The organism is Pseudarthrobacter sp. BIM B-2242 (genome assembly GCF_014764445.1).
Taxonomy (GTDB): Bacteria; Actinomycetota; Actinomycetes; order Actinomycetales; family Micrococcaceae; genus Arthrobacter; species Arthrobacter luteus_A.
Genome location: NZ_CP061721.1, coordinates 1080010 through 1099380, shown reverse-complemented (window position 1 = coordinate 1099380; position 19371 = coordinate 1080010). Strand labels below are relative to the sequence as shown.

The window sequence follows — 19371 nt, the reverse complement described above, 5'->3', positions numbered from 1 at the left end:
CGCAGAAACGAATCGAAGGAGAATCCGATGCAGCACCAAGGTGCGCGTGAATCCGTCGCCAGTGAATTCCCCACCAGTGAATCCCTGACCGGGGAATCCCCGGCACGCGAGTCCCTGGCGCCGGGCGTCTGGGGCGTGGTGGCCACGCCGTTCCAGGGCAGCACCCTGGACGTTGACCTGGACAGCCTGTCCGGGCTCGTGGAGCACTACGAAGCCATCGGTGCCACCGGGCTGACCGTCCTGGGCGTGTTTGGCGAAGCCGCTGCCCTCACGGCGGAGGAACGCCGCCAAGTGCTGGAGATCGCCGTCGAATGCACGGACCTCCCGCTGGTGGTGGGCGTGACAGCCCTGGCCACACGCCCCGCCATCGAGGAAATCCTCGCCGCCCAGGCCATTGCCGGCGAGCGCCTGGCTGCCGTGATGGTGCAGGCCAACTCTGCCTCGCCCGAAGTGGTGATCGCGCATCTGGACGCCATACACCGGGCCACCCGTGCCAAGGTGGTGCTGCAGGACTACCCGCTGGCCAGCGGCGTCAGCATCAGCACGAAGGCGCTCATCTCGGTGGTGACGTGGTGCACTTTCGTCATCGCTGTCAAGGCCGAGGCCCCGCCCACCAGCGTGGCCATCGCGGAGCTGAGTGCCGCGGTCGATGTTTCCGTATTCGGCGGGCTGGGCGGGCAGGGCCTGCTGGACGAGCTCCTGGCCGGAGCCGCCGGCGCCATGACCGGTTTCTCCTATCCGGAGGCACTCATCGCCTGCGTGCAGGCCTGGCAGGAGGACGGCTACCAGGCCGCGCGCGACCAGTTGCTGCCCTACATGCCGCTGATCAACTTCGAGCAGCAGGCCAAGGTGGCGCTGGCCATCCGCAAGGAATGCCTGCGCGAACGCGGCCTCATCAAGGACCCGGGCGTCCGTCCCCCGGCCGCAGGCTTCCCCGAAAGCCTGAGGTTCAGCATGGCAACACACCTCGCCGAGGCTGCCGCGGCCCTGGAACTGCACGCCCCCGCCCACAGCAGCGCCCGCACCCCGGCAAGGAGCATCTGATGGATCTGGGAATCGCTGGAAAAACAGCCCTGGTGGCTGCGTCCACGGGCGGCCTGGGCCTGGCCGTGGCCCGCGCCCTCGCCGCCGAAGGTGTCCGGGTGGCCATCGTGGGCCGCCGCCGGGACCGCGCCAAGGAGATCGTCGCAGAGCTGCAGACGGCCTACGGACACAGGGTTAGCGGCCCTGGGGTCGCAGGCGCGGAGGTCGCAGGCCCTGGGGTCGCAGGCGCGGGGGTCGCAGGCGCGGAGGCTGCCGGCAGTCGCGTGCCAGGCTTTGATGCGGTGGCCATCGAGGCGGACCTGACAACGCCGGAAGGCATCACGTCTGCTGTCGAACAGACCGTGGCGGACCTGGGGCCCATCGACATCCTGGTCCTCAACGGCCCGGGCCCCAAGCCAGGCGCCGCGGCGGCGCTCTCCTCCGAGGACATCGCCGCCGCCTTCGACCTGCTGGTCAAGCCGCACCACGCCCTCGTCTCGCACGTCCTGCCGGGGATGCGCGAACGGCGCTGGGGCCGTGTCCTCGCCATCGGCTCCAGCGGAGTGGCAGCCCCGTTGCCCAACCTCGCCGTCTCCAACACCGGCCGGGCCGCCCTGGCCGGCTACCTCAAGACCCTCGCCGCCGAAGTGGCGCTGGACTCCGTGACCGTCAACATGCTTCTGCCCGGCAGGATCGCCACGGACCGGGTGGCCGAACTGGACCACGCCGCCGCCAAACGGCGCGGCACCTCGGTGGAGGACATCCAGCTCGAATCCCGCAAGACCATTCCCGCCCGCCGCTACGGCGAACCCGAGGAGTTCGGCGCCGCTGCCGCGTTCCTCTGCAGCGCCCCGGCGTCGTACATCACCGGAGTCGCACTCCGCTGCGACGGCGGCCTGATCCGCAGCCTCTAGCTCCCCCACTCTTTCCAAAGGACAGCACCATGACTTCCACAGCCACCGACGTCTCAACTAACACCGAACTCCTCACCGCCCGGCACCTTATCAACGGCGAATGGCTCGGCGAGGCGGACACCGAGCGGATGAACCCGGCCCGCCCCGGCGAACTGGCAGCCCTCTCCCCCAGCGGCACCGCGGACGACGTCGACGCCGCCATCAGCGCGGCTGTCACCGCCCAGCCGGGCTGGGCAGCCATGCCCGCACCGTCCCGCGGCGCCATCCTTATCACCGCGGGCAACCTTCTGATCGACCGCCAGACCGCCATCGCCGAAGACCTGGTCCGAGAGGAAGGCAAGACCCTTGCCGAAGCCAAAGGCGAGGTCAAGCGCGCTTCCGATGTGCTGCGCTTCTTCGGCTCGCTGGGCTGGGCAGCCACCGGTGAGGTCCTGCCCAGCGGTCTGCCGGACACCACCATCACTACCCGGCGCGAGGCGCTCGGCGTCGTCGGGCTCATCACGCCGTGGAACTTTCCCATCGCCATCCCGGCGTGGAAAGCTGCTCCCGCACTGGTCAGCGGCAACGCCGTGGTCAGCAAACCCGCCGAACTGACCCCGCTATCGGCCACCCACCTGGCCCGCGCCCTGCAGGACGCCGGGCTCCCCGCCGGCGTGTTCAACGTGGTGCACGGCAAGGGCCGCGTGGTGGGGGATGCCCTGGCCCGCGACCCCCGCATCGCCGGGCTCTCCTTCACCGGGTCTACCCATGTGGGGCTGGGGCTGCAGGAGATCCTGAACGGCCGCCGCGCCCGCGTCCAGCTGGAAATGGGCGGCAAGAACGGCGTCCTGGTCCTCGACGACGCCGACCCCCGGAAGGCCGCCCAGGTGGTGGCCGCCGGCGCATTCGGCCTCACCGGCCAGGCGTGCACCGCCACGTCCCGCGTCTACGTCACCCCCGGCGTCCGGGAAGAGTTCCTGGCCGCACTCACCGAAGAAGCTGCGGCCTACAGCACCGGCGACGGCCTCGACGGCACGTCCCGCATGGGCGCCGTGGTGAGCCGGCAGCAGTTCGAGCAGGACCAGGCAGCGGTGCGTGCCGCCGTCGAACGCGGTGCCACGCTCCTGCACGGAACGTACGACGGCGACCCCTCCGGCGCGCTGTTCTTCCCGGCGGCGGTGCTCACCGGCATGCCGTTCGACGACGCCGCGGTGACCGAGGAGATCTTCGGGCCGGTGGTGGCTGTCCTTGAGGTCCCGGACTATGAGGCCGGGCTCGCCGCCATCAACGATTCCCGTTACGGCCTGACCGCCGGCATCTGCACCGACTCACTGGCACGCGCCACTGATTTCGCAGCCCGTGCCCAGGCCGGCGTCATCAAGGTCAACCGGCCCACGGCGGGCCTGGATCTGAATGTGCCGTTTGGCGGTGTGAAGGATTCCTCCACCAACACCTTCCGCGAACAGGGCCGGTCGGCGCTGGACTTCTTCACGTGGGGCAAGACCGTCTATACGGGTGTGTAGCGCGCGGGCGCCTCTGCCCTCGGGAAACCGGCCCGCGACCACCCGGTGATCAGCCTCGCCGCGGTTCCCGCGGGCACCAGGGCAGTCCCGCTGGAACAATGGGCACATGAGCGCCATCATCCTGGGCTGGGACCCGGCCCACTGGAACCGCTGGAACTACGCGGCCGCTGTTGAACACGTTGCCGTAGCCGGATTACACGTGGAGCCGTGGGACCTGGCCCCGGCTGTAGCCGCCGGAACTGATGTATGGCTTGTCCTGCTGGGACCCCGTGGTCCCGGGCTGATCGGCCATGGCGTTGTGGTCGGCCGGAGCGGCGGGCAAATTCAGGTCGCCTTTGATGCGCTCCTGCCGCTGGGCGACCAGGTGGCGGCTGAGGTTCTCCTGAAGACGGCACCCGCCATCGTGTGGGGAGGCAGCGGGGTGGACGGCGGGCAGCTCGGTCCGGCGGAGGAGGCCGGCCTCCGCAGCGTCTGGGCCGAGTTCGGTCCGCCGCAAGGTTCAATCCCCACCCAGCTGGTGCCGGGCACCTATCCGGACGAGGCCGTCACCCGCGTGCCGGTCAACCGGTACGAGCGTGATCCGGAGGCGCGGCGGGCCTGCATCGCCCACCGCGGCAGCAGCTGCGCGGCCTGCGGGTTCTCGTTCGAGGTGGCCTACGGGGAGATCGGCAGAGACTTCATTGACGTCCACCACGTGGTGCCCCCGTGGCGGCTGGGCGGCGGCTACCAGCTGGATCCACTTACCGATCTGGTTCCGCTCTGCGCCAACTGCCACGCCATGGCGCACCACGGCGTGTCCACCCCGAGGACCGAGACGGAGCTTCGGCGGGCCATGGCCGGCGCCGGGTTCCTCACCGGATCAGTGGTGACGCCCGAAGAGCTCGAAGCCCAGCAGGCGGCCCGGGAGCTCCTGGGCCCGGAGTAGTCCTACCGCCTACAGCTTGCGCAGTCCATCCCGCCGAAGGCGTGCACCAGCGTCCATTCCGGTAGCAGTGTCCGTGCTGGCACGCGTGTCGGCACCCGCACCCGCGTTCAGGTCCGCATCCCCGCGGAGGTCAGCGTCGGCGAGGCCAGCGTCTGTGCGCGCCTCCGAGTAAGTGCGGGTCCCCCTTTCGTAGTGGGCGTACAGGCGGTCCTCCTCCTCGGGTTCCAGGTGCCCGTCGGCCTCCACCCTCGGAGCGTCCTTGACGTGGTCCTTGGTGTAGGGCACCACGAGGTCGTCGCCGTCGATCCTGGCCCCTTCTACGGGGATAAACGACTGCGAGGTACCGAACAGTCCCGTTTTGACGGTGACCCACGTGGGCTCGCCCGTATCATCATCCGCATAAAGCTGGCCGATAGAACCGATCTTCTCGCCGTCGGACCCTACGACCTGCCCGCCCCTGGTGAGCAGGTCTTCAATGTTCTCCCTCATGAGCATGATGTCTCCTTGATGTGCTGGGATAACGGCCGCAAGGCCTTGGTACGGGAAGGCGCGCGCCTCCGGTTGCGGCCCCAGCCCCGTCTGCTTGAGGTTCCCGGTACAGCCGCCCCTCTACCGTAAGCATGCTTACCAGTTAAAGGGAAGTGCACTCCGTTGTATCGTTCGGCGGGCCCTCCCCTGTTCACCCAACCTTTCCCTGCGCTCAACCCGGGTGTCCCCGCGCGGTCAGGCGGGGCGCCCACCGTGAAGGGGTGAGGATCGCAATTGTTGCCGAATCATTCCTGCCGCTGATGAACGGGGTTACGCACTCCATCCTGCGGGTGCTGGAGCACCTGGAGGACCAGGGTCACGACGTCCTGGTCATTGCCCCGTCAACCCACGCCGTCGCTGACGCGGTGGCCGAGTTTGCCGGGACGTCCGAGGTGGTTCACGGTGCGAAGGTGCACCGGGTTCCCGCGGTTCCGCTGGCGGGCTACACGAATGTGCGCGTGGCGATGGGCGGTGTGTACCGGGTCAAGCGAATCCTTGCCGATTACGCGCCGGACATCGTCCACCTTGCCTCCCCGTTCATCCTGGGGTGGCGGGCCGTGCAGGCCGCGCACCAGTTGCGGATCCCCACCATAGCCATCTACCAGACCGAGGTTCCCAGCTACGCGGCCCGGTATGGCGTGCCGTTCCTGGAGAACTGGGCGTGGAACCGGGTGGAGAACATCCACCTGATGGCCACGCGGACCCTGGTGCCCTCCACGTTCGCGCTGAACCAGTTGCGCGGCCGCGGGATTCCGCGGGTGGACATGTGGCGGCGCGGTGTGGATACGGCGCGGTTTTCGCCGGAAAAGCGCGACGCCGGATGGCGGGCTTCCGTGGCCCCCGGCGGTGAGCGGATCATCGGGTATGTCGGCCGGCTGGCCATCGAAAAGCAGGTGGAGGACCTCTCCGCCCTCGCCACCGTGCCCAACAGCAGGCTGGTAATTGTGGGCGACGGCCCGCAGCGGACAGCGTTGCAGGAAGCCCTGCCCGGCGCGGTGTTCACCGGCTTCCTCGGCGGCGAGGAACTGGCGAGGGCTGTGGCGTCCTTTGACCTCTTTGTCCACCCCGGCGAGTTCGAGACGTTCTGCCAGACCATCCAGGAAGCCATGGCGTCAGGGGTCCCGGTGGTGGCGACCGGCCGCGGCGGACCCCTGGACCTGGTCGAAAACTCCCGCACCGGCTGGCTCTACCAGCCAGGCGACCTCGCGGGTTTCCGCGCCCACGTCATGGACCTCATGGGCGACGACGCCAAGCGCCGCGCCTTCGCCACAGCCGCCCACGCTTCGGTTCAGGACCGGACGTGGCCCGCGCTGTGTGCCCAGCTTGTAGGACAGTACCGCTCAGTAATCACCGGCGTGCCGGTACCCAAGCCGGTCCGTCCGGCGCCGCCGGTCCGCCCGGTAGTTGGGCCCGCCGTCACCAAACGAGGAGTGTCCCTGTGAAAATATCTGTGATCGGCTGCGGTTACCTTGGCGCTGTGCACGCGGCCACGCTCGCGTCCATGGGCCATTCAGTGGTGGGCATCGACGTGGACGCGGCCAAAGTGGACCAGCTGGGCCGCGGCCTGGCGCCCTTCTTTGAGCCCGGCCTCGACGAACTCCTGAGAGATGGCCGCACCACCGGCCGCCTGAAGTTTTCCACGGACTTCGCCGCTGCCGCGGGCGCCCAGGTGCACTTCCTGTGCGTCGGAACGCCGCAGTCCAAGACGTCCGACGGCGCCGACCTCACCTTCCTGGTGGCCGCCGCCGGGGCGCTGCTCCCGCACCTGGCGAGGGGCGCCGTCGTCGTCGGTAAATCAACGGTGCCCGTGGGCACGGTGGACATGCTCCGCGATGTCCTGGCGGAGCGGCCGGATGTGCAGCTGGGCTGGAACCCGGAGTTCCTGCGGCAGGGCACGGCTGTAAAGGACACGCTGGTACCGGACCGGCTGGTGTACGGCGTCGAGGGCGGGCGGGCCGCCGCCTTCAACCCCGGGACGGGCGCTCCCCGCGGGGTGACGGCCGCCCTGGACGCCGTCTACGAGCCCTTGCTGAACGCAGGCATCCCGCGTCTGGTGTGCAACTTCGCCACGGCCGAGCTGATCAAATCGGCAGCCAACGCCTATCTGGCCACCAAGGTCAGTTTCATCAACGCCATCGCCGAACTCTGCGACGCGTCCGGGGCGGACGTTGCCGAACTCAGCGAGGCGATGGGTATGGACCCGCGCATCGGGAACCGCTACATGCACGCCGGTCTCGGCTTCGGCGGCGGGTGCCTGCCCAAGGACATCCGCAGCCTCCGCAGCCAGGCAGCGGCCCTCGGCGTGGAGCCGGTCAACGACCTGATGGGCATTGTGGATGCCGTGAACGTCCGCCAGCGGATCCGGACCGTCTCACTGGCTGAGGAACTGTGCGGCGGGACAGTTTCCGGGCGGGCCATCTCCGTTCTTGGTGCCGCTTTCAAGCCGGAGACAGATGACATCCGTGACTCCCCCGCACTGGACGTCGCCGCCCGGCTGGCGGCAGCCGGTGCGCACGTAACCGTGACGGACCCGAAAGCCGTAAACCACGCCTGGCTGCGTTATCCCCAGCTGCGGTTTGAGGCCTCCGCATCACGGGCTCTGGAGGGGGCCGAGCTGGTGCTGCTTCTGACCGAGTGGGACGAATACCGGCGTCTGTGCCCTGCTGTTGCGGGCGGACTCGTCCGGCGCCGGGTGGTTCTGGATGCGCGGAACGTCCTGGACGCTGCAGCCTGGCTGGCCGAGGGCTGGACGGTCCGCGGGCTGGGCACCAACCCCGGCGGCACCAACCCCGGCGGCGCCAGCCAAGCTTCGGACCGCCTGACCGCAAAATGACGCTTTTAGCCCCGCGATGTTGGCAATCACTTTATGATGTCCGTGGGGGTGGTTGCGCATGGGGGGATCCAGGCGGCAGAACAAGGTTTTCGGGGCACCATCGTTCGGCGCGCTCCTTGATGCCAGCCCGGACGCACTCCTCGCCCTGGATGCGGACGGCACCGTCCTCGTGGCGAACACCGCGGCCAGCAGGCTCTTCGGCTATTCCCGCGAGGAGCTGACCGGCAGCAACCACTGGATGCTCCTTTCGGAGGGCTTCCACAATGAGACGGCGCTGCTCCGGGCACAACTGTTGGCCCGGCCCGACGATCCGCAGCCGCCGCGCGAGGTGTATGGAGTGCACCGGGACGGCACTGAGTTCGCCGCCGAAATTGCCGGTTCCCTGGTCGACGACGGCGGCCCGCAGGTGTTGCTCGTTTCGGTCCGGAGCACCGGGCACCGGAAGAGCGCTGACGCTGACCTGAGCGAGGCGATGTCGCTCCTGACCGCCACCTTGGAGTCGACAGCAGACGGGATACTGGTCATCAGCTCCGAGGGCAGGATCGCCGGGCTGAATGAGCAGTTCCTGACGATGTGGGGCATTCCGCCGGACATGATGAAGGCCGATTCGGACGAGCCAGCCATGCAGCTGATCCTCAGCCAGGTGAAGGACCCTGAAGCGTTCCTGGCCCGTGTAGAGAAACTGACCGCGGATTCCAGCGCGGAAAGCCACGACACCATCGATTTCCTTGACGGCCGGACGTTCGAGCGGTATTCGCGCCCGCAGAAAGTGGGCGATCGGATTGTGGGACGGGTCTGGAGTTTCCGCGATGTCACCCCGCGCCGGATGGCCCAGGAGCAGGCCGAGCAGGCCCTGACCGACCTGGCGGCCCAGGCCGAGCAGCTGCGGGCCATGGCATTCCAGGACCCGCTGACCGGGTTGGCCAACAGGGCGGTGTTCAACGCTGAACTCCTCAACGCTCTCAAAGAACCGCGGCTCAAGTCCGTGGACGTCCTCCTGCTTGACCTGGATGACTTCAAGGAGGTCAACGACATCCTGGGCCACCATGCGGGCGATGTCATGCTGGTGGAGGTGGCCCGCCGGCTTAGGGGCTGCGTCCCTACCGCGGACGTGGTGGCCCGGCTTGGCGGCGACGAGTTTGTGGTGCTGCTGACGGCCTGCCCCGATGTGGACGCCATCGCGGAGTGCATTGTCCGCTGCCTGCACGTGCCGTTCACGATCGAGGGCACCATGCTCCGCCCCAGCCTGAGCCTGGGACTCGCCTCCGTGGGCCGGGAAGCCCGGGCGGCTTCGGAACTGCTGCGCGAGGCAGACATCGCCATGTACGCGGCCAAGGCGGCAGGAAAGAACCGTTTCCTGCGGTTCCACCCCGAGATGATGACGGCACTGGTCCAGCGCACGGACCTGGAAGCCGGCCTCCAACTGGCCATCGGGCGGGGCGAGATTTCCGTGGAGTTCCAGCCGATCGTGTCGCCGCGCATGGGCAGAGTGGTCAAATTTGAAGCACTGGCCCGCTGGGACCGCGAGGACCAACGCGTCCCGCCCGCAGTCTTCATCCCCTTGGCCGAACGCAGCGGCCTCATCAACGAACTCGGCAGCGAGGTGATGGCGCAAAGCCTGAAGCAGCTGGCGTCCTGGCTCCGGGAGGACCCGTCGCGGTCGCTGTCCATGAACGTCTCCGGCGTCCAGCTGCAGGAACCCGACTTTGCGGAGGCAGTCCTTCGTTTGGCTGAGACAAGCGGAGTGGGCGCCTACCAGCTGGTCTTCGAGGTCACCGAGAGTGTGTTCTTCGACGCCGACTGCAACGTAATCAAACAGCTCAGCCGTTTGCGGGAAGCCGGGGCCCGTGTGGCCCTGGACGATTTCGGCACCGGCTACTCCTCGCTGGGACGGCTGCAGGACCTGCCGGTGGACATCGTCAAGATCGACAAGACGTTTGTTTCCATGGTGCGCAGCGGCGCCGAACGCCTTCCGATCCTGAGTTCCATGATCAACATGGCGCACAGCCTGGGACTTACTGTCACCGCCGAGGGCATCGAAACCGAGGAGCAGGCCAGGTACCTTATCGCCTTGGAATGCGATTCGCTGCAGGGCTACCTGTTCTCGCATCCGGAACCGGTCTGCCGCTTCGGGCACGCGCTAAAAAACGCCGGACAGGCGCTGGTGGGATTAGAGAGCCGCTCTGTCCCCGACTGAGCACCGCCAGCCCGGCACGGTATCGCGGGTGATTCGAGCGGTTTGGTCATCGATCCCCAGCACGGGTCCGTGGACAGGACGGACTCGCGCCCGGTGGGTCATGTGGACGCGACGTACCCTGCCGCCTGAGGCTAAGCGGCCGTTTTGCGCTGCTTGGCCTGGCCGGGCTGCTTCTTCGCGGGCTGACGCTGGGTGGCCGGACGGTACTGGACCGGCTGCGTGGGAGCTGACTGTGTGGGTGCTTCCCCAGCAGGCTGCTGATCGCCCTGCCGGACCGAAGCCGGTTCGCTTTGGACCGGCTCTTCCCGCGTAAATTCGTCCTGCGCCGGTTCGTTGTGCACGGATTCGTCTGCCGCAGTCACTTCCTGCACTACTTCGTATTCGTAGCCGTCATCCTGCGCCATGTCCGCCTGCGCGTACTGGCGGTTGCGGCGCCAGCGTCGGACCAGATCCGTCGCGGCGATAACACCGGCCAGCGGGGTCAGGACGGCCGCTCCATACACAAAGAGCAACCAGGTCAGGGTGGCCATCGGCGGCTGGTTGTTGTGCAGCAGGGAAAGCCCGCCGAACATGGCGATGGTCCAGAAAAGCACCACTGCGGTCAGCACCGCGGCAGCGGGAAAATACTGGTTTCGTACGATTTTTTTCAGGGTTTCCACGCACTTCCTCCTGCCTGGCCGGGGCGCGGCGAGAGGCCGCATAGAGACAAGTATGAGGCTGCCGGGCCGTGGATTCGCGCAACACGCAGGCAGTGGTGATGAACATAACTGGAGCGGCCGCCCTTTTGCTCCCTTCCCCATCAGCGAACGGCACAATACCGTGGACTTGACCGGCCCACCGCCGGCATGCCTGGCAGTCAGAACCTTTGGAGGTCCTCATGCGCAAAGTCACGTCCGGCCTGTTCCACTCCGTTGACGGCGTGGTCTCAGAACCGAATCTCTGGCAGTTCGACAGCTTCGACGAGGACATGGGCAAAGCCCTGACCGGAGTGATGGAACGCGTGGACACCGTGGTACTCGGACGCGTGAGCTACCAGGAATGGGCGGGCTACTGGCCCACCGCCTCTGCAGATGAGGATTTCGTCGGCTTCATTAACACGGTGGAGAAGTTCGTGGCGTCCCGGACGCTGAAGGAGCCGCTTGAGTGGCAGAACTCCCGCCTGATCGAGGGTCCGCTGGAGGACTTTGTGGCGGGACTCAAACAGCGCGACGGCGGCGAGATCGCCGTGATGGGCAGCATCTCCGTGGTGCGCCAACTCCTGTTCGCCGGGCTGCTGGATGAGCTGACGCTGATGACGCACCCCGTGGTGGCCGGCAGCGGGCGGCATCTGTTCGAAGCCGGTGACCCTACCACCAGGCTCAGCCTGAAGGATCAGTACCGGACCACCAAGGGCAACATCGTCAGTACTTACAGCCTGCGGGGCGAATAACGGGCTTCCTGCCCGCACGGGCCTGCCCGTACGGGACGTTGGCCCGCGCGGGACAGGGACGTCAGTTAGGGAGTGGTGGTGGCCGTCGCGGAGCGGGTGGGCGACGCGGTGGGTGACCCGGAAGAGCCGCTTGCTTTGGCGAGAACCTCATTGATCAAGTCCTCGAGCTCCTTCTGGTCGTCATCGGCCAGGTCGGATCCGCCCTTGGTGGCCACCACGAGGAGCCTGCCCTCGGCCGCTGATACCTGCATCAGCTTTTCGTTGGAGTTCTGTCCGCGCGTGCTCAGCGTTGCGAAGGTATCCTCGGCATCCGTCGTCGCCTGCAGTTCCTCGCTGGTGACCTCGTAGCTCTGGCCCAGCGCCTGAACTGTGAACTTGGCGCACTGGCTCATCTTGCCGCTCACCTCGCGGAGGAGCCCCACGGCGTCCGGTCCTTCACTGCCGGACTGGGCGGACAGGGTGCGCGGCTGGGCGCTTTCGGAAATGGCAACAGCAACCTCGCCGCTGTCCACCTTGTCGAGGAGCCCTGCGGTGGCAATCGACTTGCAGTCCTCAGGGTCCACAGCCGCCGTACTCAACAAGAGACTGGCAATGTTGCCGCCTTGGTCTACCTGTTCTTCGGAATACAGCTTCAGTTCATTGCCTTCCCCGTCCTTCGCACCGGCAATGAGTTCGCGCAGTTCGTCTTCGCTGTAGACCTTGTCCTCCGCAGCTGCGCTGGTGGTGGCTGTGGGCGAGGGGCTCGGTCCGGTGCTTCCGCCGGTACACGCCGCAAGGGCCAGAACGCTGGCCGCTGCCAAACCCAACGCTGCAGTATTGCGCATTTGAAACCACTCCTCAGAGATAGGAAGCATGCTTACAATCACTAGGGTAAGGCGTTTAGGATTCGCATCCAACAGCTCAACGGGCTCGGTCGGAGTCCGGCGGAGGGCCCGCTCGCCTGCCACACACTCTGCGCCGGCCCGGCGCCGTACGCCTGCACGCTAACCTTGGCTTATGTACGTCCCAGCCCATTTTGAAGCCGGTCCCGACGCCACCTATGACCTCCTCACCCGGCCGGGCGCAGCCAACCTGGTCACCATGACATCGACGGGCCTGCTCGCCACGCTGCTGCCGTTCGTCTTCGATCCGTCAGTAGGCGAACACGGCGCCCTCCTGACACATGTGGCGCGCAACAATCCGCAGTGGTCCGAAGCCGCCGTCGGGGAAGCAATCATGATCATCCAGGGCGCGGACTCCTACGTCTCGCCGTCCTGGTACGCGTCCAAGGCCGAGCACGGGCGGGTGGTTCCCACGTGGAATTACTCGACGGCTCATGTGTACGGCACGCTGGTTGTCCACGACGATCCGGCATGGCTCGCCGGCCAGGTGCGGCGGCTCACCGACGCCAACGAAGCCGCCTTCGACCATCCGTGGAGCGTGGACGATGCACCGGAGCGCTACATCGCAGGCCAGCTCAGGGCAATCGTGGGCCTTGAACTGGTCATCACCAGGATCGAGGCGAAGGCCAAGCTCAGCCAGAACCGGCCGGCCGCCGACATCGACGGCGTGGTGGCGGGCCTCCGCGGGCAGGGCCAGTCGGCAAGTGCCGCCGACGTCGAGCGGGCCCGGCCCGCGCCTCGGCTCCGTCCCAACCAGGTAGCACCAACAGTCGTTTTGACGGCTCATAACGACAGTTAGCGCTACCTAGTTTCGGGTCCCGACCAGCGCCTCGCTCGCCTCCCACAAACCCTGCGCCAGCTCGGCGTCATACGCCTGGGCGTTCGCTTTGGCCAGTGCACGCTTGGCGTAGTAGGCGCCGGAGACCCAGTCCGTCCCGGCCGTGCCGTTGATGAGCCAAAGAAGGGTGTCGGCACCCTGGTCCGGGCTGAGCATAAAGCGGTTCAGCAGGGTCTTGTACGCGTGCCGCATGGGACTGGTCGAGGCCGCTGCGAAGTTGGTGCGGACCACCCCCGGGTGGAACGCCGCCGTCGTAATTCCCTGCTCGCCCAAGCGGCGGTGGAGCTCGGACGTGAAGAGGATGTTGGCGAGCTTGGCCGTGCCGTAGGCGCGGTTGGTGGAATAGGTATGCTCGGCGTTGAGGTCGAAGAGGTCCATTTTGCCGAAACCGTTCGCCGCGCTGGCAGTGTTGATGACCTTGGCCTTGCTGGCGATCAGGACATCCATAAGCTCGTTCGTGAGCAGGAACGGGGCAAGGTGGTTGATCTGGAACGTGGCCTCGTTGCCGTCGACAGTGAGCTGGTGTTTGCCCATGATGCCGCCGGCGTTGTTGGCCAGGACGTCAATCCGCGGGTAGTCGGACTTCAGCTGCGCGGCGAGGGTGCGGACCTGGTCCAGTTCGGCGAAGTCGGTGACGAAGTAGTCGGCGTTGAGCTCCTTGGCGAGCGTCCGCGTCTTCTCCTCGGACCGGCCGACGACGACTACCCGGTCCCCCGCGTCAGTCAGTGTCCGTGCGGCTGCCGCGCCGATGCCGTCGCTGGCGCCGGTGATCACAATGGTGCGTTGGGTCAAGGTGTGCCCCTTTGGTTGGGTGCCGAAAAAGCTGAGAGCGGACTCCTACAACCCTAGCGGCTCCGGGAATCCTGTCCCCTTTGCGTGGGCGGGAATAAGCTTCACGAAGAACCGCCCTGCAACGCGAGGAGAACACGACATGGAGATGCCCAAGGCGTCAGAGGAAGATAAGGAACGGTTCCGCGCAGCGATGCCGGGCCACCCCGACGTAATCATCAAGCCGATGTTCGGCAACCTGGGCGCCTTCGTCAACGGCAATATGTTCGCCGGCCTGATCGGCCCCACCATCGGCGTCAAGCTTGGCGAAGCCGACAAACAGGAGCTCGAAGGCACCGAGCGGACGGTCCCGTTCGGGCCGCCGGAGCGGCCGATGGGCGGCTACACCGGCCTGCCGGACATGTGGAACGCCGAGGGCGACGGCGACGACGCGCGGGCACGCGCCTGGGCCGAAAAGGCCTACGCCTACGTGGCAGCACTCCCGCCGAAAGCACCGAAAGCACCGAAAGCACCGAAAGCACCGAAGCAGCCGAAACCAACGACTGACTGAACCACGACGGCGGGGCGCCGGCATTTCCTGCCAGGCGCCCCGTCGTCGTACTTCAGTCAGCAGTGGCTGGGAGGGGAGCTAACCCGCTATCCCGGCGAGCCCGAAGATGACCGCCGCGATGGCGAAGCCCATCACGCCGATGAGCGTTTCCATGACGGTCCAGGTCTTCAGCGTGGTCTTGACGTCCATGCCGAAGAAGCGCCCCACCAGCCAGAAACCGGAGTCGTTGACGTGGGAAACCACCACGGAGCCGGCGGCCACGGCGATGACCAGGGCGGCAACCTGCATGCCGGTTAGTCCGGCCAGTGCCACAGCGGGGGCGATGAGGCCCGCGGTAGTGGTCAGGGCCACGGTGGCTGAACCCTGGGCGATGCGCAGGATGGCGGAGATCAGGAAGCCGGCAAGGATCAGTGGGATGCCGAGGTCGCCCAGGACGTCGGCCAGTGCGGCGCCGATGCCGGACGCGCGCAGCACGCCGCCGAACATGCCGCCGGCACCGGTGATAAGGATGACCGAGCAGACCGGCCCGAGTGAGGATTCGAGCAGCTTCTCGATGGCGCCGGCGTCCTTGCCGCGGCGGCTACCGAGCACAAACACGGCCACCAGCACGGCGATCAGCAGGGCCACCGGGGTCTCACCGATGGTGCGCAGGATCTGGAACCACTGTTCGTTCCTGACGGATTCGGACAGCGCACCGGAGGAGGCCAGGGTGTTCAGGCCGGTGTTGATGAAGATCAGGACCAGCGGCAGGAGCAGCAGGCCGATGATGGTGCGGAACCGCGGCGGGTGCGACTCGGCCTCGGCGCTGGCATGGCCAAGGATTTCCGGGACCGGGAGGACCAGCTTCTTGCCGGTCCACAGGCCGAACAGGTACGCGGTGACGTACCAGGTGGGGATGGCCGTGATGAGGCCGGCAATCAGGACCAGCCCGATGTTGGCGTCGAAGAACGCGGCGGCGGAGACCGGGCCCGGGTGCGGCGGCAGGAAGATGTGCATCACCGAGAACGCGCCGGCGGCGGGGAGGCCGTAACGGAGCACTCCCCCGCCGAGGCGGTGGGCCACGGCGAAGACCACGGGCAGCATAACCACCAGGCCGGCGTCAAAGAAGATGGGGAAGCCGAAGATCAGGGAGGCCAGGCCCAGGGCGAACGGGGCCCGCTTTTCGCCGAAGACACCAATCAGGTAATCGGCCAGGACCTTGGCACCGCCGCTGGTTTCCACGATGCGGCCCAGCATGGCGCCCAGGCCCACCAGAAGCGCCACGGTGCCGAGGGTGGTCCCGAAGCCGTCGATCAGCACCGGCACCACCTTGTTGGCCGGGATGCCGGTGGCGAATGCCGTCGCGAGGCTGATCAGGATCAGTGCGACCAGTGCATGCATCCGCAGCTTGATGATCAGGAACAGCAGGGCGACGATCGCGGCCGCAGCGATGAGCAGCAGGGGGGCTGCGCCCATCGTCTGGGTCCATCCTTCGATGGTCATGGTTCTCCTTTGAAACGGAACTTCGGTGGTGGGGAAAGCGGAACGGCCCGGCGGTGCCGGGGGCTAGGTGGCGCTGGTCGCGGGGTGCACGGAAGCCGCGGGGCTCGCGGGGGCGCCGGGGGCGGCGGGGCTCACGACAGCCGCCGAAGTCGCAGAAGCCGCCAGGGCGGCGATGACTGCGGCGACGATCTCCTGCGGGGGCAGGGAGATGTCCAGGCGGAGGCTGCCGGCGGCGAGTTCGTCGCCGGTCAGGGGTTCCAGTGTGGCCAGCTGGCTGGGCAGGAGGGTGGGAGGCATGAAGTGGCCTTCGCGGCCCTGCATGCGCTGGCTGATCAGGTCCGCCCCGCCGTCGAGGTGGACAAACAGCACGCGGCCCTCAGCCTCGGCCAGAAGGTGACGGTAGGTCTGCTTAAGCGCCGAGCAGGTGAGGACCGTGCTGTGGCCGGCGGCGGCCTGGGCGGTCATCCAGTCCTGGATCTCCTGCAGCCAGGGCCAGCGGTCCTCGTCCTGCAGGGGAATGCCCTGGGTCATCTTGCTGATGTTGGACTGCGGGTGGAACTCGTCGGCCTCCGCACAGGCCCAGCCAAGCTGCTGGGAAAGGGCAGCGGCGATGGTGGACTTGCCGGAACCGGCAACGCCCATCACCACCAGATGCGTGGCGGGATTCTGCATGTTCTACCTCCGAGGAAGACGCCATTGGCTAAGGGAAGAAAATGGTTGGCGCAGCTCACCGGGAATTGCGCCGGAAAATAAGGTATCACCATTCCTGCCCATAGATACTATCTTTGAGTGTCACAAGTCATACCTTTGGTCCCAGGTTAGGTATCCTTGGGAGTGCGCTCCGGCGCAGGAGAGGTAGGAAAATGTCGACGGCGACAGTACAGGGCGCGGATACCGCGGACGACGACGGGGCATCCCCCGCGATGCATGAGCGCGTTCTCAAGGCGGTTGGCATCGCCATCGCTTCGGGAGCTCTTCCGCCCGGCAGCCGGCTCACTCTCGAAGGCATTCAGGCGGAGTACGGCATTTCCCGCACTGTTGCCCGCGACACCATGAAGGTCCTTGAATCCATGAACCTGGTGTATTCGCGCCGGCGGGTGGGCATCGTGGTGCAGGAACGCGGCCTGTGGAATGTTTTCGACCCCAAGCTGGTGCGTTGGCGGCTCGCCTCGGACCGGCGCGAGATCCAGTACAGCAGCCTCACGGAGCTGCGCATCGCCGTCGAACCCATCGCCGCGGCCGGGGCCGCCCGCCGCGCAAGCGCCGCTGAAAGGGCAAGACTGGTTGAACTCGCCGCCGAGCTCCGGCGGCTTGGCGAGGCCGGTGACCTCAAGGCATTCCTCGCGGTGGACATCGAGTTCCACCGCCTGCTGCTCCAAAGCTGCGGCAATGAGATGTTCAGCGCGCTGGAGGGGATGGTGGCCGAGGTCCTGACCAGCCGCACGCAGCAGGGACTGATGCCGTTCAAGCCGCGGAATGAAGCCCTGCAGGCGCACGAGGACGTTGCTGCCGCCGTGGCCCGCGGCGATGCCGTGATGGCGGAGACTGCCGTCCACCACATCCTGAATGAGGTCCGGACGGCGATGGGCCTGCGCTAGCCACTTTTGCCTCTTCCCGCACCCCTGATTCCTGAGTAGCCTGCAATTATGGGCTCAGGTAGAGGGCTCATCAGTGTCGTGCAGACATATCTGTGAGGTGGAAGATGGCCATCACTGGAGATTCGCGAATAGGGACGCCGGCAAACGCCGCCCCTGCAGTGGCACCACGGCGTAAAGGCAGCGTTGTGGTCCAGTGGCTCACCACAACGGACCACAAAAAGATCGGCTACATGTATCTGATCGCGTCCTTTATATTCTTCCTCCTCGCCGGCGTGATGGCCCTGCTGATCCGGGCTGAGCTTTTCCAGCCTGGCATGCAGATCCTGCAGACCAAGGAGCAGTACAACCAGCTGTTCACCATGCACGGGATCGCGATGCTGCTGATGTTCGCAACCCCCTTGTTCGCCGGGTTCGCGAACTTCGTTATGCCGCTGCAGATCGGCGCCCCGGACGTGGCGTTCCCGCGGCTGAACGCGCTGGCTTTCTGGTTTTTCCTTTTCGGTTCCACCATCGCCATGTCAGGCTTCATCACGCCCCAGGGTGCGGCGTCGTTCGGCTGGTTCGCCTACGCGCCGTTGAACAACACCACGTTCAGCCCCGGCGTCGGCGGTGACCTGTGGGTCTTCGGCCTGATCCTGTCAGGTTTCGGCACCATTCTCGGTGCGGTCAACTTCATAACCACCATTATTTGCATGCGCGCCCCCGGCCTGACCATGTGGCGGATGCCCATCTTCACGTGGAACACCCTGGTCACGTCAATTCTGGTGATTATGGCCTTCCCGCCCCTGGCTGCAGCTTTCTTCGCCATAGGAGCGGACCGCCGGTTCGGCGCCCATATTTACGATCCCGAAAACGGCGGGCCCATTCTGTACCAGCATCTGTTCTGGTTCTTCGGCCATCCCGAGGTCTACATCATTGCGCTGCCGTTCTTCGGCATCGTCTCGGAGATCTTCCCGGTCTTCAGCCGCAAACCGATCTTCGGCTACAAGGGCCTCGTCTACGCCACCATCGCCATCGCCGCGCTGTCCATGACGGTATGGGCGCACCACATGTACGTCACTGGATCGGTGCTGCTGCCGTTCTTCGCTTTTATGACCATGCTCATCGCGGTGCCCACCGGTGTGAAGTTCTTCAACTGGATCGGCACCATGTGGCGCGGATCGCTGACGTTTGAAACTCCGATGCTGTGGAGCATCGGCTTCCTGGTCACCTTCCTCTTCGGCGGCCTGACGGGCATCATCCTGGCTTCCCCGCCGCTGGACTTCCACGTCTCCGACTCCTACTTCGTGGTGGCGCACTTCCACTACGTGGTGTTCGGCACCGTGGTGTTCGCGATGTTCGCCGGGTTCTACTTCTGGTGGCCGAAGTTCACAGGCACTATGCTCAACGAGCGCCTGGGCAAGATCCACTTCTGGATGCTGTTCCTGGGCTTCCACGGAACATTCCTCATCCAGCACTGGCTCGGTGTTGAGGGCATGCCCCGCCGGTATGCGGACTATCTGGTGGAGGACAACTTCACCTGGATGAACCAGTTCTCCACCATTTCATCCTTCCTCTTGGGCGCCTCGATGATTCCGTTCTTCTTCAACGTGTACATCACGTGGCGTCGCGGTGAAAAGGTGGAGGTCGATGACCCCTGGGGCTTCGGCGCCTCACTTGAGTGGGCCACGTCCTGCCCGCCGCCACGGCACAACTTCACGTCACTGCCCCGGATCCGTTCAGAACGCCCGGCCCTGGACCTTCACCACCCGGAGCTCCGCGTCCGCGAGCACGAAACCACGCATAGCCCCGCCGCGGCAGCCCTGGGTGCCGCCGATATCGGCGATGACGACGTACGCAGTCCCAACCCGGACGAGTAGCCCGGAAAATGTTAACAAAAAGC

General features: G+C 66.4%; 18 protein-coding genes. 12 read left to right on the top strand and 6 right to left on the bottom strand.

Annotation, left to right across the window (positions count from 1 at the left end; translation table 11 throughout):
* Window positions 1-27 precede the first annotated feature (27 nt).
* The 4 genes from IDT60_RS05180 (at window position 28) to IDT60_RS05165 (ending at window position 4364) form a co-directional block, all read left to right on the top strand.
* The gene (locus tag IDT60_RS05180; protein ID WP_191081146.1) at window positions 28-1044 is read left to right on the top strand and encodes a dihydrodipicolinate synthase family protein; all 1017 of its coding nucleotides are present in this window, start codon (window positions 28-30) and stop codon (window positions 1042-1044) included.
* A complete protein-coding gene (locus IDT60_RS05175; protein WP_191081145.1) occupies window positions 1044-1937 on the top strand; it encodes an SDR family oxidoreductase in 894 nt (297 codons plus the stop codon). The genes IDT60_RS05180 and IDT60_RS05175 overlap by 1 nt, the downstream gene beginning before the upstream one ends.
* Window positions 1938-1966: 29 nt before the next feature.
* Complete coding sequence (locus IDT60_RS05170) at window positions 1967-3439, top strand: aldehyde dehydrogenase family protein (protein ID WP_191081144.1); 1473 nt, start codon at window positions 1967-1969, stop codon at window positions 3437-3439.
* A 106-nt stretch (window positions 3440-3545) separates the two neighbouring features.
* Window positions 3546-4364, top strand: a complete 819-nt coding sequence (locus tag IDT60_RS05165; protein ID WP_191081143.1) for an HNH endonuclease — start codon at window positions 3546-3548, stop codon at window positions 4362-4364.
* Window positions 4365-4373: 9 nt separating this feature from the next.
* Here IDT60_RS05165 and IDT60_RS05160 read toward each other — a convergent pair whose 3' ends face one another.
* Complete coding sequence (locus IDT60_RS05160; protein ID WP_223883894.1) at window positions 4374-4853, bottom strand: PRC-barrel domain-containing protein; 480 nt, start codon at window positions 4851-4853, stop codon at window positions 4374-4376.
* Window positions 4854-5113: 260 nt separating this feature from the next.
* On the opposite strand from IDT60_RS05160, the gene IDT60_RS05155 reads away from it, so the two are divergent.
* From IDT60_RS05155 to IDT60_RS05145, 3 genes are read left to right on the top strand one after another with little or no spacing between them, the layout of a single operon-like run.
* Window positions 5114-6334 (top strand): glycosyltransferase family 1 protein, encoded by a 1221-nt coding sequence (locus tag IDT60_RS05155; protein WP_191081141.1) that lies wholly within the window; start codon window positions 5114-5116, stop codon window positions 6332-6334.
* Complete coding sequence (locus tag IDT60_RS05150; RefSeq protein ID WP_191081140.1) at window positions 6331-7725, top strand: UDP-glucose/GDP-mannose dehydrogenase family protein; 1395 nt, start codon at window positions 6331-6333, stop codon at window positions 7723-7725. The genes IDT60_RS05155 and IDT60_RS05150 overlap by 4 nt, the downstream gene beginning before the upstream one ends.
* Window positions 7726-7783: 58 nt before the next feature.
* Window positions 7784-9922: a bifunctional diguanylate cyclase/phosphodiesterase gene (locus IDT60_RS05145; protein WP_191081139.1), complete on the top strand. Its 2139-nt coding sequence runs from the start codon at window positions 7784-7786 to the stop codon at window positions 9920-9922.
* A 131-nt stretch (window positions 9923-10053) separates the two neighbouring features.
* Here the strand turns inward: IDT60_RS05145 and IDT60_RS05140 are convergent, their stop codons facing one another.
* Window positions 10054-10581, bottom strand: coding sequence for a hypothetical protein (locus IDT60_RS05140; RefSeq protein ID WP_191081138.1), 528 nt, complete (start codon window positions 10579-10581; stop codon window positions 10054-10056).
* A 218-nt stretch (window positions 10582-10799) separates the two neighbouring features.
* On the opposite strand from IDT60_RS05140, the gene IDT60_RS05135 reads away from it, so the two are divergent.
* Complete coding sequence (locus IDT60_RS05135) at window positions 10800-11351, top strand: dihydrofolate reductase family protein (protein WP_191081137.1); 552 nt, start codon at window positions 10800-10802, stop codon at window positions 11349-11351.
* Window positions 11352-11416: 65 nt separating this feature from the next.
* Here the strand turns inward: IDT60_RS05135 and IDT60_RS05130 are convergent, their stop codons facing one another.
* Entirely contained in the window at window positions 11417-12175 is a 759-nt protein-coding gene (locus tag IDT60_RS05130; RefSeq protein WP_191081136.1) for a hypothetical protein, read from the bottom strand.
* A gap of 172 nt (window positions 12176-12347) precedes the next feature.
* Between IDT60_RS05130 and IDT60_RS05125 the strand changes: the two genes are divergently transcribed.
* The gene (locus tag IDT60_RS05125; RefSeq protein WP_191081135.1) at window positions 12348-13031 is read left to right on the top strand and encodes an FMN-binding negative transcriptional regulator; all 684 of its coding nucleotides are present in this window, start codon (window positions 12348-12350) and stop codon (window positions 13029-13031) included.
* Between the two features lie 6 nt (window positions 13032-13037).
* On the opposite strand, the gene IDT60_RS05120 is transcribed toward IDT60_RS05125, so the two are convergent.
* Entirely contained in the window at window positions 13038-13862 is an 825-nt protein-coding gene (locus IDT60_RS05120) for an SDR family NAD(P)-dependent oxidoreductase (RefSeq protein WP_191081134.1), read from the bottom strand.
* 139 nt (window positions 13863-14001) lie between these two features.
* Here IDT60_RS05120 and IDT60_RS05115 point away from each other — a divergent pair, with 139 nt between their 5' ends.
* The gene (locus tag IDT60_RS05115) at window positions 14002-14409 is read left to right on the top strand and encodes a TfoX/Sxy family protein (RefSeq protein WP_191081133.1); all 408 of its coding nucleotides are present in this window, start codon (window positions 14002-14004) and stop codon (window positions 14407-14409) included.
* 78 nt (window positions 14410-14487) lie between these two features.
* Here IDT60_RS05115 and IDT60_RS05110 read toward each other — a convergent pair whose 3' ends face one another.
* Together IDT60_RS05110 and IDT60_RS05105 are read right to left on the bottom strand one after the other, a co-directional pair.
* Entirely contained in the window at window positions 14488-15891 is a 1404-nt protein-coding gene (locus IDT60_RS05110; protein ID WP_191081132.1) for a GntP family permease, read from the bottom strand.
* Between the two features lie 63 nt (window positions 15892-15954).
* Window positions 15955-16563: a gluconokinase gene (locus tag IDT60_RS05105; protein ID WP_191081131.1), complete on the bottom strand. Its 609-nt coding sequence runs from the start codon at window positions 16561-16563 to the stop codon at window positions 15955-15957.
* A gap of 191 nt (window positions 16564-16754) precedes the next feature.
* On the opposite strand from IDT60_RS05105, the gene IDT60_RS05100 reads away from it, so the two are divergent.
* On the top strand, window positions 16755-17489 hold the full coding sequence (locus IDT60_RS05100; protein ID WP_191081130.1) for a FadR/GntR family transcriptional regulator: 735 nt from the start codon (window positions 16755-16757) through the stop codon (window positions 17487-17489).
* Window positions 17490-17593: 104 nt separating this feature from the next.
* Entirely contained in the window at window positions 17594-19348 is a 1755-nt protein-coding gene (gene ctaD / locus IDT60_RS05095; protein WP_191081129.1) for a cytochrome c oxidase subunit I, read from the top strand.
* Window positions 19349-19371 lie beyond the last annotated feature (23 nt).

Excerpts from the sequence above, each read along its gene's own strand:
- IDT60_RS05180 (WP_191081146.1), top strand. The coding sequence starts at position 28 with ATGCAGCACCAAGGTGCGCGTGAATCCGTCGCCAGTGAATTCCCCACC.
- IDT60_RS05175 (WP_191081145.1), top strand. The coding sequence starts at position 1,044 with ATGGATCTGGGAATCGCTGGAAAAACAGCCCTGGTGGCTGCGTCCACG.
- IDT60_RS05170 (WP_191081144.1), top strand. The coding sequence starts at position 1,967 with ATGACTTCCACAGCCACCGACGTCTCAACTAACACCGAACTCCTCACC.
- IDT60_RS05165 (WP_191081143.1), top strand. The coding sequence starts at position 3,546 with ATGAGCGCCATCATCCTGGGCTGGGACCCGGCCCACTGGAACCGCTGG.
- IDT60_RS05160 (WP_223883894.1), bottom strand. The coding sequence starts at position 4,853 with ATGAGGGAGAACATTGAAGACCTGCTCACCAGGGGCGGGCAGGTCGTA.
- IDT60_RS05145 (WP_191081139.1), top strand. The coding sequence starts at position 7,784 with ATGGGGGGATCCAGGCGGCAGAACAAGGTTTTCGGGGCACCATCGTTC.
- IDT60_RS05135 (WP_191081137.1), top strand. The coding sequence starts at position 10,800 with ATGCGCAAAGTCACGTCCGGCCTGTTCCACTCCGTTGACGGCGTGGTC.
- IDT60_RS05130 (WP_191081136.1), bottom strand. The coding sequence starts at position 12,175 with ATGCGCAATACTGCAGCGTTGGGTTTGGCAGCGGCCAGCGTTCTGGCC.
- IDT60_RS05125 (WP_191081135.1), top strand. The coding sequence starts at position 12,348 with ATGTACGTCCCAGCCCATTTTGAAGCCGGTCCCGACGCCACCTATGAC.
- IDT60_RS05115 (WP_191081133.1), top strand. The coding sequence starts at position 14,002 with ATGGAGATGCCCAAGGCGTCAGAGGAAGATAAGGAACGGTTCCGCGCA.
- IDT60_RS05110 (WP_191081132.1), bottom strand. The coding sequence starts at position 15,891 with ATGACCATCGAAGGATGGACCCAGACGATGGGCGCAGCCCCCCTGCTG.
- IDT60_RS05105 (WP_191081131.1), bottom strand. The coding sequence starts at position 16,563 with ATGCAGAATCCCGCCACGCATCTGGTGGTGATGGGCGTTGCCGGTTCC.
- IDT60_RS05100 (WP_191081130.1), top strand. The coding sequence starts at position 16,755 with ATGTCGACGGCGACAGTACAGGGCGCGGATACCGCGGACGACGACGGG.
- ctaD (WP_191081129.1), top strand. The coding sequence starts at position 17,594 with ATGGCCATCACTGGAGATTCGCGAATAGGGACGCCGGCAAACGCCGCC.